Source organism: Paraburkholderia sp. J69-1 (assembly GCF_905220255.1).
GTDB lineage: Bacteria > Pseudomonadota > Gammaproteobacteria > Burkholderiales > Burkholderiaceae > Paraburkholderia.
Map to the genome: position 1 here is coordinate 129,478 of NZ_CAJMZG010000008.1, position 12,289 is coordinate 141,766.

Sequence of the window (12,289 nt, forward strand, 5' to 3'; positions counted from 1 at the left end):
ATTGCTGATTAATCAACCCAACGAAGTCACCCCGAACCCAAGTCATGAACGAAGCGATCGACCTTCACGCCTCATCAGCCGCCACGCTCGACACGCGTCTCGCGCGCTTTGCGCTGCGCGACGTGCGAGCGGGCGAGGCGTGCGTGAGCTATCGCGAAGCATCGGCGGATACCGCGAGCGGCAATGAGGCGCTGCCGCTCGTGCTGCTGCATGGCATTGGTTCCGGCGCGGCTTCCTGGGTGCAGCAATTCGAAGTGCTGGGCGGCGCGCGCCGCGTGCTGGCCTGGGATGCGCCCGGATACGGCGCTTCCACGCCGGTGGCGAACGCGTCGCCCATCGCCGCCGACTATGCACGCGTGCTGCGCGACTGGCTCGACGCGCTCGAGATCGAGCGCTGTGTGCTGGTTGGGCACTCGCTTGGCGCGATTATCGCGGGCGCCTTCGCTGCGGTGCACGCACCGCGCGTGAGCGGTCTGCTGCTGATTTCGCCCGCAGGCGGCTATGGCGCCGCCGATCCGCAGATTCGCGCCGACAAGCGCGACGCGCGTCTGGCCATGCTCGCCGAACTCGGCCCGCAAGGGCTCGCGCAAAAACGTAGCGCCAATATGCTTTCGCCGCACGCCAGCGACGCGGCACGCGCCTGGGTGCGCTGGAATATGGCGCGCGTGATTCCGCACGGTTACGCGCAGGCCACGCATCTGCTTGCGAACGCCGACCTGGCCGCCGATCTCGCGCACTGCGCAGGCCGCGTGCCGATGGCGGTGGCCGTGGGCGCAGAAGACACGATCACGCCGCCGGCCGGTTGCGAGCGTCTTGCAGACGTTGCGCGCGCACCGTTCGAGACGATTGCGCGTGCGGGCCACGCAGGCTACATCGAACAACCCGAAGCCTATAACACGCTGATCGACACTTTCTGCCGTACCTATCAGCAGAATTCGCAGAATCAGCAAACACAGCAAACTCAGGGATCTATTCAGCAATGACCGCCGACCTCGCCAGCGCGTCCCCCGACGCCGACGAAGACCGCAGCGAAACGAGTTATCGCGTGCCGGGTCTGGAACGGGGGCTGCGCATCCTGACCGAATTCTCGCCGCGCGAGCCGGTGCTCGACGCGCCCGAACTGTCGCGCCGCCTGGGCATTCCGCGCACCACGGTGTTCCGTCTGTTGCAGACGCTCGAATCGCTGGGCTTTCTGGAGCGCGCCGACCGCGACCGCAATTACCGTCTGGGCGTGGCCGTGCTGCGTCTGGGCTTCGAATATCTCAGCTCGCTGGAATTGACCGATCTGGGTCTGCCGCTGATCGAGTCGCTGCGCGACTCGACGGGACTGACCTCGCATATCGTGATTCGCGATGGCCGCGACATCGTCTTCGTGGCGAAGGCGCAGAGCCACGCACCGATTTTCAGCTCGGTGAAGGTGAACGTGGGCACGCGTCTGCCGGCGCACGCCACCACGCACGGCCAGGTGCTGATGGGCGATCTGACGCTCGACGATCTGCGCGCGCTGTACCCGGAGCCGCAACTCGAACGCTATACGCCGTCCACGCCGGAAACGGTCGAAGAACTCTATATGCGTATTCGCGAAGACGCCGAACGCGGCTATGCCGTGAGCGAATCGTCTTTCGAGCGCGGCATTTCGGTAGTGTCGGCGCCGGTGCGCAACGACACGGGCCGCATCGCAGCCGTTGTGACCACAACGATTCCGCGACCGGGCATCGAATCGTCGCTGCTCGACGGCGGTCTGATCGACAAGGTGCGCCACGCGGCGGACGAACTGTCGAAGCGCCTGAATTACCGGCCCGGCATGCACGCTGCAAATAGCGCGGCTGGCAAGAAAACGTCGTACATGAAGGCATTGGGGATCAAATGATTCAACTCGATTTGACCGGCCAGGTTGCGGTGGTGACGGGCGGTTCGTCCGGCATCGGCCTCGCGACCGCCGAACTCTTTCTGCAGGCAGGCGCAAGCGTCGCGATCTGCGGCCGCGACAGCGACCGCCTCGCGCGCGCCGAGCGCGAACTGCGCGAACGTTATCCGCAGGCGCAATTGCTGGCCGCGCGCTGCGATGTGCTCGACGCGAACGACGTCGCCGCATTCGCGGGCGCCGTGGAGCAACGCTTCGGCCGCGCCGACATGCTGGTGAACAACGCCGGCCAGGGCCGCGTGTCCACCTTCGCCGATACCACCGACGAAGCCTGGCGCGAAGAGCTCGACCTCAAGTATTTCAGCATCATTCGCCCGACGCGCGCCTTTTTGCCGATGCTGCGTAGCACTGCAAAACAAGGGCAGAACGCCTCGATCGTCTGCGTGAATTCGCTGCTTGCGCTGCAGCCCGAACCGCATATGGTCGCGACTTCGTCGGCGCGTGCTGGCGTGCTCAGCCTCATCAAGTCGCTCGCGGTGGAACTCTCGCCCGAGCAGATCCGCGTGAACTCGATCCTGATCGGCATCGTGGAGTCGGGGCAATGGCGCCGCCGCTACGAGAACGACGCTGCCGCCCAGGCCGCCGGCCAGAGCTGGCAGGAATGGACCGGCGAGCTCGCGCGCAAGAAGCATATTCCCCTGGGCCGTTTCGGCCGTCCCGAAGAGGCCGCCCAGGCACTGTTTTATCTGGCCACGTCCCTGTCGTCCTATACGACGGGCAGTCATATCGATGTATCTGGAGGCGTAGCACGTCATGTCTAAGCAAACCACCGTCGGCGAACTGATCGCCGCCTTCCTCGAACAATGTGGAGTCCAAACCGCTTTCGGCGTGATTTCGATCCACAACATGCCGATTCTCGACGCCATCGGCGTGCGCGGCAAGATCCGCTATGTGGGTGCGCGCGGCGAAGCCGGCGCGCTCAACATGGCCGACGGCCTCGCGCGTGTTTCGGGCGGCCTGGGCGTGGCGTTCACGAGCACGGGCACGGCGGCGGGCAACGCTGCGGGCGCCATGGTCGAAGCCCTCACGGCAGGCACGGCGCTGCTGCACATCACCGGCCAGATCGAAACCGAATACCTCGATCAGGACCTCGCATACATCCACGAAGCGCCGGATCAGCTGAGCATGCTCTCGTCGATTTCGAAGGCCGCGTACCGCGTGCGTTCGGTCGAAACCGCTTTGTCGACGATCCGCGAAGCCGTGCGCGTCGCGCAAACCGCGCCGAGCGGTCCCGTCAGCGTGGAAATCCCCATCGACATTCAGGCCGCGCTGACCGACTGGCCCGCCGATCTGGGCGCACCGCATCTGACGACGCTCACGCACGATGAAGCGCGCGTCGAACAACTGGCGAACGAACTCGCGAAGGCGAAGCGTCCGCTGCTGTGGCTGGGCGGCGGTACGCGTCACGCGCGTGCAGCGGTCGAGCGTCTGGTCGCGCTGGGCTTTGGCGTGGTGACGAGCGTGCAGGGCCGTGGCGTGCTGCCGGAAGATCATCCGGGTACGCTGGGCGCATTCAACGTGAGCCCGTCGGTCGAGCGCTTCTACAAGACCTGCGACGCGATGCTGGTGGTGGGTTCGCGCCTGCGCGGCAACGAAACGCTCAAGTACAAGCTCGGTCTGCCGCAGCCGCTGTATCGCGTGGACGCCGATGCGCTCGCCGATAACCGCGGCTATCGCAACGCGCTGTTCGTGCACGGTGACGCAGCGCGCGTGCTCGACGCACTCGCAACACGCCTTGAAAACAAGCTTAAAGTCGATCCGCAATTCGCCGCCGATCTGGCTGCTGCACGCGACACGGCTGTCGAAGAAACGGCCAAGGGTCTCGGCCCGTATCGCCGCCTCGTGGAAGCGCTGCAACGCAGCGTGGGCCGCGATTACAACTGGGTGCGCGACGTCACGATCTCGAACAGCACGTGGGGCAACCGCCTGCTGAAGATCTTCACGCCGCGCGCGGGCGTGCACGCACTGGGTGGCGGTATCGGCCAGGGCATGCAGATGGCGATTGGCGCAGCGCTCGCGAATGCTGCGGCCAAGACCGTGTGTCTGGTCGGCGACGGCGGCCTGATGGTCAACGTCGGCGAACTCGCCACGGCCGTGCAGGAAAAGGCCAACGTCATGATCGTGCTGATGAACGACCAGTGCTATGGCGTGATCCGCAACATTCAGGACGCCCAGTACGGCGGCCGCCGCATGTTCGTCGATCTGCACCAGCCGGAGTTCTCGCAGTTCTGCGCGAGCCTGGGCCTCAAGCACTATCGCCTGTCCTCGCTCGACAACGCCGATGCGGTGATCAGCGAAGGCATCGCCTACGACGGCCCGGTGCTGCTCGAAGTGGACATGAAGGCCGTGGGCAGCTTCGAAGCCGTGTTTGCCGGCCCGCCGGTGCGTAAAGAGGAGCCGGAACATGCCTAACGGACATGCGGTGGGACATGCGGTCCTCGCGCAGCACGCGCCCATCGACATCGCCATGATCGGCTTCGGCGCGATCGGCCAGACGGTGTATCGCGCGGTCGCCGCCGACCCGCTCGTGCACGTCTCGCATGTGATCGTGCCCGAGCATCACGCCGACGAGGTGCGCAAGCAGGTCGACGGTTCGGTGGAAGTGGTGTCGTCCGTGAGCCTGCTGTCGTCGAAGCCGCAATTCGCGCTGGAATGCGCGGGCCACGCGGCGCTCGTCGATCACGTCGTCCCGCTGCTGCAAAGCGGCACCGATTGCGCGGTGGCATCGATCGGCGCGCTGTCTGACGTCGATCTGCTCGAACGTCTGTCGCTTGCCGCCGATGAAGGCGACGCCACGCTCACGCTGCTTTCGGGTGCGATCGGCGGTATCGACGCGCTGTCGGCAGCGAAGCTCGGCGGGCTCGACGAAGTGCTGTACACGGGCCGCAAGCCGCCGCTGGGCTGGCTGGATACGCCCGCGGAAAAGGTCTGCGATCTGCGCACGCTCACGAAAGAGCAGGTGATTTTCGAAGGCAGCGCACGCGAAGCGGCGCGTCTGTTTCCGAAGAACGCCAACGTGGCGGCGACGATTGCACTCGCGGGCCTCGGCCTCGATCAGACCACGGTGCGCCTGATTGCCGATCCGGCTGTCGAGCGCAATGTGCACCGGATCGTGGCGCGCGGCGTGTTCGGCGAAATGTCGCTGGAAATGAGCGGCAAACCGCTGCCCGACAACCCGAAGACCTCGGCGCTCACCGCGTATAGCGCGATTCGTGCGCTGCGTAACCGGGCGGCGCGCTGCGTGATCTGACGCTTGATCCGCTGATTCCGCGTGTTCGATGTTTTAAAAGCGGCTTAAAACAGGTGTTTTTTGTCGTGATGAAATGCGATGCGTGTGCTGAAGCACCGCATCGCTGGCACTAGCAACAGAGAGACCTCTGATATGACTCCCTTCGATACGAGCCTCGTCCCGAACGGCGATATTTTGATCGGCGGCGAATGGCGCCAGGGCCGCGCCGCGCCTTTCGCGAGCCTTTATCCGGCTGACCAGTCGCTCAACATGGAGGTCTCGACGGCGAGCGCCGAAGACGCCGCCGAAGCGGTGGAAAAAGCGCACGCGGCATGGAAGCACGGCGAATGGGCCACGATGAAGCCGCATCTGCGCGCGCTCGTGCTGTATCGCATCGCCGATCTCATCATGCAGCGTCACGAAGCGCTCGCGCAATTGCAGCGCCGCGACAACGGCAAGCCGATCAAGGAAACGCGCGTGCTGGTGGCGAGCGCCGCCAATACGTTCCGTTATTTCGCGGCCTGCCTCGAAACAATGGATGAAGAAGTCACGCCTTCGCGCGGCGACTATCTGACGATGAGCGTGTACGAACCGATTGGTGTGATCGCGGCCATTACGCCGTGGAATTCGCCGATCGCATCGGACGCGCAGAAGCTGGCGCCCGCACTCGCAGCCGGTAACGCCGTCGTGCTCAAACCCGCTGAAGTCACGCCGCTGATTTCGCTTGCGCTCGCACGCATCTGCGAAGAAGCGGGGGTGCCCAAGGGCATCGTGAGCGTGCTGCCGGGCAAGGGTTCGGTGATCGGCGATGTGCTGGTGCGTCATCCGCTCGTGAAGAAAGTGTCCTTTACGGGAGGCACGGAAGTCGGCCGCGGCATCGCCCGTATTGCAGCGGACAAACTCATGCCGGTCTCGCTCGAACTGGGCGGCAAGTCGCCGACCATGGTGTTCGAAGACGCCGATATCGACCACGCGGTCAACGGCGTGCTCTACGGCATTTTCAGTTCGTCGGGCGAAGCGTGCATCGCCGGTTCGCGCCTTTTCGTGCAGCGCTCGATTTACGACGCGTTCATGAAGCGCCTTGTGGAAGGCGCGCGCAAATTGCGCGTGGGCGATCCTTCGAGCGAAAACACGCAGATGGGTCCGCTCATCACCGCGAAGCATCGCGAATCGGTCGAGCGCTATGTGGCGATCGGTCTCGAGGAAGGCGGCCGCCTGCTGTGCGGCGGCGAGCGTCCGGTGGGCGACAAGCGTGAAGACGGCTTCTTCTATCAGCCGACCATTCTCGAAGGTTTGAAGAACAGCGCGCGTATCTGCCAGGAAGAGATCTTCGGGCCGGTGCTGGTGGCGATGCCTTTCGACGACGAAGCCGCGCTGATCGAAGAAGCCAACGACAGCGTGTTCGGTCTCGCTGCCGGCATCTGGACGCGCGACTACAAGCGCGCCTGGCGCGTGGCGCGCAAACTGGACGCAGGCACGGTCTGGATCAATACGTACAAGCTGTTCTCGATCTCCACGCCGTTCTCCGGCTGGAAGGAAAGCGGGATGGGCCGCGAGAAAGGCCGGCTTGGCATTCGCGAATACATGCAGCAAAAGAGCCTTTACTGGGGCTTGAACGACGCGCCGCTGCCCTGGGCAAACGCCTGAACGCACGCGCACGGAGCAATAGATATGACGATTCTCGGCATCGAACAGATTACTTACGGCGTGACCGACCTTGAAACCTGCCGCCGCTTTTTCGCGGATTGGGGTTTGAAGGAAACCGCGCACGACGAAACGCGCGCACGCTTCGAAACGCTCAACGGCTGCACGGTGCTGGCCGTCGATGCGAACGATGCGTCGCTGCCCGCCGCTTTCGAAGCCGGCCCGACGCTGCGCGAAGTGACGTGGGGCGTGGCGACGCGCGAAGAAGTGGACGCGCTGCGCGAGCGCCTCAAAGGTCAGCCCGGTTATTACAGCGACGATAACGGCGTGGGTTGCTTCGACCCGGCCGGCATGGCGATTCGCATCGAAGTCACGCGTAAGCGCGACGTGGACGTGCAGGGCTCGCCGTCGAACGTGTGGGGCCAGACGCTGCGCGTCGATACGCCTTCGCCGATCTACGATCGCGCCGAGCCGGTGGAAGTGGGCCACGTGGTGTTCTTCACCAACTGCCTCGCCGAACAGGAAGCGTTCTATCACGAACTGCTGGGCTTCGAGACCTCGGACCGTTATCCGAATCGCGGCGCCTTCATGCGCTGCGCGCCGCACGGCGGCCACCACGATCTGTTTCTGCTCGCGCTGCCCGACGGCAAGAAGGGCCTGAATCACGTGGCGTTCACGGTGCGCGACATTCACGAAGTATTCGGCGGCGGCCTGCATATCAGCCGTTGCGGCTGGACCACGCAGCTCGGTCCGGGCCGTCATCCGGTTTCGTCGGCGTACTTCTGGTACTTCAAGAATCCGGCGGGCGGTCTGATCGAGTATTACGCCGACGAAGATATGCTCACGCCCGAATGGCAGCCGCGTGACTTCGAACCGGGTCCGACCGTGTTTGCGGAATGGGCTATCGACGGCGGTCTGGACGGCAATACGCGTCGCCAGAAAAACGCCGAAGCGCCGAAGGGCAAGTTCATGACGGAGCGTAAATCATGAGCGAATCGATTCAAGCCGATGCGGCCGACGCAGTCGATACGCCGCGTACGGTCGTCGTGATCGGTGGCGGCCAGGCTGCAGGCTGGGTCGTCAAGACGCTGCGCCAGGAAGGCTTTGCCGGCCGCCTCGTGATGATCGCCGACGAAACGCATCTGCCTTATGAGCGCCCGCCGCTTTCGAAGGCTGTGCTCGCAGGTGAAGCCGATATCGAAACCGTGCGCATTGCGAAGCCCGACGAATTCGCCGCGCTGAATGTCGAAGCCTGGCAGCCCGATAGCGCAACCGCGATCGATCGCGCGAACCGCATCGTCACCACGCGCTCGGGCCGCGAACTGAAGTACGACCGCCTCGTGATCGCCACTGGCGGCGCGGCGCGCAAGCTGCCCGCAAGCGTGGCGAAGAGCGCGCACGTGACCTATCTGCGCACGCTCGACGAAGCGATGGCACTGGGCGAACGCCTGCGCCGCAGCCAGCGCGTGCTGGTGGTGGGCGGCGGCTGGATCGGCCTCGAAGTGGCGGCGACGGCGCGCAAGCTCGGCGTGGAAGCGACGGTGATCGAAGGCGCGCCGCGTCTGTGCGCGCGCTCGCTGCCGGATGAAGTTTCGCAGTTCCTGCTCGACTTGCATCGCGCCAATGGCGTGGATATCCGCCTGAATGCGCAGCTCGTTTCGCTCGACGATCACGGCGATGGCGTGCGCGCCACCTTCGCGGACGGCAGCACGCTCGACGCGGATTTCGCGGTCGCCGGCATCGGTCTCGCGCCGCATACGGCGATTGCCGAAGCGGCGGGCATCGAGGTGCAGGACGGCATTGTCGTCGACGAATTCGGACAAACTTCGGATTCCGATATTTTTGCGTGCGGCGACGTGGCGAATCATCCGAACGCGTGGCTCAAGCGCCGCGTGCGTCTGGAGTCGTGGGCGAACGCGCAGAACCAGGCGATTGCCGCTGCGAAGGCCGTGCTCGGCGTGAAGACGCCGTACGCGGAGATTCCGTGGTTCTGGTCCGATCAATACGACGTGAACCTGCAGATTCTCGGTGAGATTCCGGCAGGCGCCACGCCCGCATTGCGCGGCAGTCTCGAAGAAAAGCGCGCGACGCTCTTCTTCGTGGAGAACGGGCATCTGCGTGGCGTGATCGCCATTAATTCCGCGCGCGATCTGAAGCTCGCGCGCAAATGGATGAACCAGGGCCGCGCGGTCGATCTCGCGGCACTCGTCGATACCAGCAAAGCGCTTGCTTAGCGCGCATTTACGCGACATTCCGCATTGTGCGGACATGCGGACATACGGGACGGGACCACAGGCATGAGAATCCTCGATACCAACATCGGCCAGAGCGGCGCGAGCGCCGCGCTCGACGAGTCGCCCGTGCGCGAGCCGCTGACGCGCGGCTCGATCATCGCGCGCCTCGAACGGCTGCCGACCAACGCCATGCAGGTGCGCGCGCGCATTCTGATCGGTCTTGCCACGTTCTTCGACGGCTTCGACGTGATCGCCATTGCGGCGACCCTGCCGATCCTGATCCAGAAGTGGCATCTCACGCCGTGGGAAATCGGCTTTCTGATCGCTTCGGGATCGGTGGGCCAGTTGTTCGGCGCTTTCCTGTTTCCGTGGCTCGCGGAACGTCATGGCCGCGTGCGCGCCATTGCGTGGAGCTCGGGCATTATCGGCGTGACGAGTATTGCCTGCGGTTTCGCACCGAGTTTTGCGGTGTTTGCGGCGCTGCGCGTGATTCAGGGCTTCGGGCTGGGCGGCGAATTACCGGTTGCGGCAACGTATATCAACGAGGTCAGCCGCGCGCATGGTCGTGGACGCTTCGTTCTCCTCTATGAAGTGGTGTTCCCGATCGGGCTGCTGGCGTCCAATGCATTGGGTGCCTGGCTGGTGCCGCGCTTCGGCTGGCAGGTGATGTACTTCATCGGCGGCATGCCGCTGGTGCTGTTCTTCGTGCTGCGCAAGCTGGTGCCGGAATCGCCGCGCTGGCTCGCCGAACGCGAACGTCTGGTGGACGCCGACGCCGCTGTGCATGCCTTCGAACGCACGGCCAAAGGACCGCTGCCGCCGGTCACGAATGCCGCCGAATTCGATGCGCTGACCAAGCGTCACCCGCGCCGCAATATGAAGGATCTGTTTGGTCCGGCCTATCTGAAGCGCACGCTTGCGGTTGCGATGCTGTGGATGACCTGCGGCTTCATTCAGTACGGTCTGTCGACCTGGCTGCCGACGATTTACCGCACGGTCTATCACGCGCCGCTGCAACTCGCGCTGAATCTGGCCGTGGCCGCTTCGGTGCTGGGCGTGGTGGGTTCGCTGACCTGCGCGCTGCTGGTGGACAAGGTGGGCCGCAAGCCGATCATCAACGTGTCGTTCGTGCTGTGTGCGGTGTCGCTGGCGCTGGCAGGCGTGTGCCACGATATGTCGGTGTATGTGGTGGCGACGTTCTGCGCGCTGGCGCTGGGTCTGCTGGCGAGCGGCTTTATCACGGCGTACGTGTACACGCCTGAACTGTATCCGACCAGCATCCGCGCATTCGGTTGCGGCGTGGGCGGCGCATGGCTCAAGGTCGCGGCGATCTTCGCACCGACTATCGTTTCGAAGACGATGGTTGGCGGACATCTGGACGTGGCGTTCTATATCCTCGCGGCGGTGCCGTTCCTTGCGGCCATTACGGTGCATTTCCTCGGGATTGAAACCAAGGGCAAGGTGCTGGAGCAACTGGAGGCGTAAAGTACGCTTCGAGAAAGGCGTTGAAATAAAAACGGGGCGGCCAATCAGATGGCTGCCCCGTTTCACGTTTACCGCGACAACTGCGATCAGAAATGCAGTTCTGCCATGACCATCGGCGCGGAGGTCTTGGTGCTGACCGTTTCGCTCGACGGCGTACCGTACATGTTGTGCCAGTACTCGTAGCCCACGCCCAAATACGCCGTGCGCGGATGACCAATAAACGAACCCACGTCGGCCAGCAGAGAGAGACGCGTGAGAAATTCGGTGGTGGTTTCGGTATTGAAACCGTCCTTGCCTTTCGGACCCGTTACGCTGGCGAAGCCGCGAAATTCGAGCGGCACCTTTGCCACGCGGAACGGCACGATCCACGAGCTTTCGATATGCCAGGCGGTATGAAAGGTGATATCCACGCCGGCGATGCCGTTGTGATTGCTTTCCGTGCGACCGCCGATCGTCAGGTTCCAGAAACCGTGCGGGATGGCGAATTCCACCGTCGGGCCGAACACGAACATACGCGCGCGTTGTGCGTAGGCGTCGTTCTTCACGCCGAACTCATAGCCCACGGTCGCGCCCAGATCGCGCACGAAGCCGTAGCCGACCGAACGACCCAGAATCTTGCCGGCGCTCAGCTCGACGCGGCCAACGCTATAGACTTCCTGCGCGCCGCCAGATGAAGGACCGCCGGCTTCCGGGTTGGCCGAATTCGAAACCAGATAATCGACGTTGAACGCATAGCTACCGTAACGGAAGCCGCCGATCGTGGTCAGATAACCGATGTTCTGCGCGACCTTGTCGGGCACGCCGGGATAGTGGAAATCGCGCCCATAACGATAGCCGACGTAGGTGTCGTTCCAGACCAGCGGCGGTGGGCCGTTATCGGCCTGAACCTGTTTGGCGGTGGGGGCTGCGCCGTTGGGCAGATTGTCGTCGGTTTGAGGGGGAGCGGAACCGTTCGGTGCGCTGTAGACCTCCGCGTTGGCGAATTGAGCTAAAGCGAAAAACATCGCAATGCCAATCAATGACTTTCGGATCGATGGCGTGCATACCGCGTTTCGTGTCGTCTTCATTGTCTCCGGCCTTATACGTATTCTATTGACCACGTTATTGATCCATCTGGCGATGGATAGCCTGGGTGTTCGGCTGCCGGTGATAGTAGGTTAAGGGCGTGCGCGTGCCCTTATACAAAAGGTGGATTCGCTGGGACTTTTTGGCGGAAATTGAAGGTGGTACGGGTAGATGCTTAGGTGGGGATTGGGTTTGGGGCGGTGCGGTTGTCGAAAAGTACTAGTGAAAGTGTGTTTTGTTCAGGGACCTGGCGGGGTTGGGGCGGTAGGCTTGTGGTGTGGGTTGGTTTGAGGTTTTTTTGGGGTTTTATTTTTGGCTGTGGTGTTTTTGGTGTGGTTGGCATTTCCTTGAATTCGTGTCGGTCTATTAGCGTCGCCCCTGTGCGGGGCGGCACCTACTTTTCTTTGCAGCGGCAAAGAAAAGTAGGCAAAAGAAAGCCGCTACAAACGCCAGAATGACGCAGTCCACAAACCGCCTTTTAGGGGGAATGGTATAGGAGCATCCGGTCCCCCGCGCCATACCACTGAGTGACAAGGCGCCCGCCCACCCGGGGGCGCTACGCGCCCCGAAGGGCATAACGCAAACCGAAGGTTTGCTGGTTTCACCGGCAAACCCAACCGTTGCACGCGTAGCGAGCAACGGGATGGATGAGTCCTTTGTCACTTGGTTGGAAGGCGCGGGATGGCAGACGCTCCTATACCATTCCCC

At 63.4% G+C, this 12,289-nt stretch carries 10 protein-coding genes; 9 read left to right on the plus strand and 1 reads right to left on the minus strand.

The window, feature by feature from the left end:
• Window positions 1-44 precede the first annotated feature (44 nt).
• The 9 genes from U5A67_RS16370 to U5A67_RS16410 all read left to right on the plus strand — a co-directional run bounded on the left by U5A67_RS16370 (window position 45) and on the right by U5A67_RS16410 (window position 10,516).
• Window positions 45-983: an alpha/beta hydrolase gene (locus U5A67_RS16370; protein WP_321815363.1), complete on the plus strand. Its 939-nt coding sequence runs from the start codon at window positions 45-47 to the stop codon at window positions 981-983.
• Complete coding sequence (locus U5A67_RS16375; RefSeq protein ID WP_321815362.1) at window positions 980-1,870, plus strand: IclR family transcriptional regulator; 891 nt, start codon at window positions 980-982, stop codon at window positions 1,868-1,870. The genes U5A67_RS16370 and U5A67_RS16375 overlap by 4 nt, the downstream gene beginning before the upstream one ends.
• Window positions 1,867-2,685 carry an SDR family oxidoreductase gene (locus U5A67_RS16380; RefSeq protein WP_205984580.1) on the plus strand — a complete coding sequence of 273 codons (819 nt, stop codon included), beginning with the start codon at window positions 1,867-1,869 and terminating at the stop codon, window positions 2,683-2,685. The genes U5A67_RS16375 and U5A67_RS16380 overlap by 4 nt, the downstream gene beginning before the upstream one ends.
• A complete protein-coding gene (locus U5A67_RS16385; RefSeq protein ID WP_321815361.1) occupies window positions 2,678-4,336 on the plus strand; it encodes a thiamine pyrophosphate-binding protein in 1,659 nt (552 codons plus the stop codon). The genes U5A67_RS16380 and U5A67_RS16385 overlap by 8 nt, the downstream gene beginning before the upstream one ends.
• Window positions 4,329-5,174 carry an aspartate dehydrogenase gene (locus U5A67_RS16390; protein WP_321815360.1) on the plus strand — a complete coding sequence of 282 codons (846 nt, stop codon included), beginning with the start codon at window positions 4,329-4,331 and terminating at the stop codon, window positions 5,172-5,174. The genes U5A67_RS16385 and U5A67_RS16390 overlap by 8 nt, the downstream gene beginning before the upstream one ends.
• A gap of 132 nt (window positions 5,175-5,306) precedes the next feature.
• Window positions 5,307-6,800 (plus strand): aldehyde dehydrogenase, encoded by a 1,494-nt coding sequence (locus tag U5A67_RS16395; protein WP_321815359.1) that lies wholly within the window; start codon window positions 5,307-5,309, stop codon window positions 6,798-6,800.
• A gap of 24 nt (window positions 6,801-6,824) precedes the next feature.
• On the plus strand, window positions 6,825-7,787 hold the full coding sequence (locus U5A67_RS16400) for a VOC family protein (RefSeq protein ID WP_205984584.1): 963 nt from the start codon (window positions 6,825-6,827) through the stop codon (window positions 7,785-7,787).
• Entirely contained in the window at window positions 7,784-9,031 is a 1,248-nt protein-coding gene (locus U5A67_RS16405; protein ID WP_321815358.1) for an NAD(P)/FAD-dependent oxidoreductase, read from the plus strand. Before U5A67_RS16400 ends, U5A67_RS16405 begins: the two co-directional genes overlap by 4 nt.
• A gap of 63 nt (window positions 9,032-9,094) precedes the next feature.
• Entirely contained in the window at window positions 9,095-10,516 is a 1,422-nt protein-coding gene (locus U5A67_RS16410) for an MFS transporter (protein ID WP_321815357.1), read from the plus strand.
• A gap of 86 nt (window positions 10,517-10,602) precedes the next feature.
• Here U5A67_RS16410 and U5A67_RS16415 read toward each other — a convergent pair whose 3' ends face one another.
• A complete protein-coding gene (locus U5A67_RS16415; RefSeq protein ID WP_321815356.1) occupies window positions 10,603-11,520 on the minus strand; it encodes a hypothetical protein in 918 nt (305 codons plus the stop codon).
• Between the last annotated feature and the right edge of the window lie 769 nt (window positions 11,521-12,289).

Excerpts from the sequence above, each read along its gene's own strand:
- U5A67_RS16395 (WP_321815359.1), top strand. The coding sequence starts at position 5,307 with ATGACTCCCTTCGATACGAGCCTCGTCCCGAACGGCGATATTTTGATC.
- U5A67_RS16370 (WP_321815363.1), top strand. The coding sequence starts at position 45 with ATGAACGAAGCGATCGACCTTCACGCCTCATCAGCCGCCACGCTCGAC.
- U5A67_RS16415 (WP_321815356.1), bottom strand. The coding sequence starts at position 11,520 with ATGTTTTTCGCTTTAGCTCAATTCGCCAACGCGGAGGTCTACAGCGCA.
- U5A67_RS16380 (WP_205984580.1), top strand. The coding sequence starts at position 1,867 with ATGATTCAACTCGATTTGACCGGCCAGGTTGCGGTGGTGACGGGCGGT.
- U5A67_RS16405 (WP_321815358.1), top strand. The coding sequence starts at position 7,784 with ATGAGCGAATCGATTCAAGCCGATGCGGCCGACGCAGTCGATACGCCG.
- U5A67_RS16375 (WP_321815362.1), top strand. The coding sequence starts at position 980 with ATGACCGCCGACCTCGCCAGCGCGTCCCCCGACGCCGACGAAGACCGC.
- U5A67_RS16400 (WP_205984584.1), top strand. The coding sequence starts at position 6,825 with ATGACGATTCTCGGCATCGAACAGATTACTTACGGCGTGACCGACCTT.
- U5A67_RS16385 (WP_321815361.1), top strand. The coding sequence starts at position 2,678 with ATGTCTAAGCAAACCACCGTCGGCGAACTGATCGCCGCCTTCCTCGAA.
- U5A67_RS16410 (WP_321815357.1), top strand. The coding sequence starts at position 9,095 with ATGAGAATCCTCGATACCAACATCGGCCAGAGCGGCGCGAGCGCCGCG.
- U5A67_RS16390 (WP_321815360.1), top strand. The coding sequence starts at position 4,329 with ATGCCTAACGGACATGCGGTGGGACATGCGGTCCTCGCGCAGCACGCG.